Origin of the sequence: Pseudomonas sp. TJI-51, assembly GCF_000190455.2 — a bacterium.
GTDB classification, from domain to species: Bacteria; Pseudomonadota; Gammaproteobacteria; order Pseudomonadales; family Pseudomonadaceae; genus Aquipseudomonas; species Aquipseudomonas juntendi.
In genome coordinates this window covers 1-2,087 of the sequence record NZ_AEWE02000061.1, presented here as the reverse complement: position 1 = coordinate 2,087, position 2,087 = coordinate 1, and the positions used below count along the sequence as shown (strand labels likewise).

The following is a 2,087-nucleotide window of genomic DNA, read 5'->3' as shown; positions in this document are numbered from 1 at the left end:
AAGGGATCCATCATCCCCACATTCCAAGCGTCCACCTGATGCCCGATGCTGCGCTCCCGATTTCTTTCTGGAGCCCGCCAGCCATGATGCGACCCGACAGCAAAGTCGAAAAGGTGTACCTCTATCCCAAGCCCGTAGACTTCCGAAAGTCCATCGACGGCCTCACCGCGCTGGTCGAGTTGGATATCAAGGTCGCCGTGTTCGACCCCGTACTTTTCGTCTTCCTCAATAAAGCCCGTAACCGCATCAAGGTGTTGTACTGGGAGCGCAACGGCTTCTGCCTTTGGCTCAAGCGCCTCGAAGCCGAACGTTTCAAAACTTCCCCCGACGCCACCGACGAAGCCATCGTCCTGACCGTCCAGGAACTTAACTGGTTACTCGACGGCTTCGACCTCTGGCGCAACCGTCCGCATCAGGTTCTGACGCCCCGTTTCGTCGCCTGACCCGGTATAATCCGGGCCATGATTTCAGTGCCCGACAACCTCCCGGATGACCCTGTTCTGCTTAAGCAAATGCTGCTTGAGAGTTACGCTGCTCGTGCGTGTGAGCAATCGGCTGCCCGTGTGCGCGAGCAGGAGTTCAACGAGGCTTATGCGACACACATCGACGACCTGAAAGAGCAGATCAAGTTATGGCGTGACCGTTTCTTTGGCCGTAAGTCCGAGCAAACTGTCGATCCCAACACGCCGCAACTGGCGATGTTCAACGAACCCGAAAGCGACCCGCTACTGGCGGTGGTTGACGATGCCGACGAAGAAGTCGTTGCGCCTGCCAAACGTCGCGGCAAACGCAAACCACTGTCGGCCGATCTGCCTCGGGTCGAAGTCATCCACGACCTGCCCGAACACGAACTGACCTGCGCCTGCGGTTGCCGTAAGCATGTCATCGGCGAAGAAACCAGCGAGCAGCTCGATATCGTGCCGATGCAGATCCGCGTACTCAAACACGTGCGCAAGATCTATGGCTGCCGTGGTTGCGAGACTGCTCCTGTCACTGCTGACAAGCCCGCCCAGCTAATCGAAAAAAGCATGGCCAGCCCAAGCGTGCTGGCCATGCTGCTGACGACCAAGTACGTCGATGGCTTGCCGCTACACAGGTTTGAAAGTGTGCTGTCCCGCCACGGCATCGAGGTTCCACGACAAACCCTGGCGCGTTGGGTGATCCAGTGCAGTAAATACTTCCAGCCGCTGTTGAACCTGATGCGTGATCGGCTGCTGGAAAGTCCGGTGATTCATTGCGATGAGACTCGCGTCCAGGTGTTGAAAGAACCGGATCGAGACCCGACCAGCCAATCCTGGATGTGGGTGCAAGCCAGTGGCCCGCCTGATCGACAAGTTGTGCTGTTCGACTACACCACCAGCCGTGCGCAGGAAGTACCATTGCGTCTGCTGCAAGGCTATCGCGGCTATGTGATGACCGACGATTATGCGGGTTACAACGCTTTGGCGTTGCAGCCCGGTATCGAGCGACTGGCATGCATGGTTCACGCGCGCCGCAAGTTCGTCGAAGCACAAAAGGTGCAGCCCAAGGGTAAGACCGGACGAGCCGATGTGGCGCTGACGATGATCAATAAGCTGTATGACATCGAGCGCGACCTCAAGGAGGTCAGCGACGAACAGCGGTTCATCGGTCGCCAGGAAAGAAGCTTACCGATCCTCGGTCAGCTGAAAAGCTGGCTGGATAAGACGTACGCCCAGGTGACGCCGCAAAGCGTATTGGGCAAGGCGGTGCATTACCTGGCAAACAACTGGAGCCGCCTGGAACGGTATGTCGAAGCGGGCCATTTGCCAATCGACAACAACCTGGCAGAGCGTGCGATAAAACCGTTTGTCATTGGGCGCAAGGCTTGGCTGTTCAGTGACACGCCCAAGGGCGCCACGGCAAGTGCGCAGATATACAGCTTGGTCGAGACCGCCAAGGTCAACGGCCAGGAGCCCTATACGTGGCTGCGCCACGTACTTGAGCACCTGCCGTATGCATCGTCGGTGGCCGACTACGAAGCTCTTCTGCCGTGGAACTGCTCGCCAGAGATGCCACGGTAACCTGCTGCCCCATCATGTGATAGGTGGGGTTCATGGATCGCACTC

2 protein-coding genes are annotated in these 2,087 nt (G+C 57.9%); both read left to right on the top strand.

Annotated elements, in window-relative coordinates; all coding sequences use genetic code 11:
• The first annotated feature begins 38 nt into the window (after positions 1-38).
• Positions 39-443, top strand: coding sequence for an IS66 family insertion sequence element accessory protein TnpB (gene tnpB, locus G1E_RS13880; protein ID WP_256213943.1), 405 nt, complete (start codon positions 39-41; stop codon positions 441-443).
• Between the two features lie 18 nt (positions 444-461).
• Positions 462-2,042, top strand: a complete 1,581-nt coding sequence (locus tag G1E_RS13875; RefSeq protein ID WP_009681797.1) for an IS66 family transposase — start codon at positions 462-464, stop codon at positions 2,040-2,042.
• The last annotated feature ends 45 nt before the right edge of the window (positions 2,043-2,087 follow it).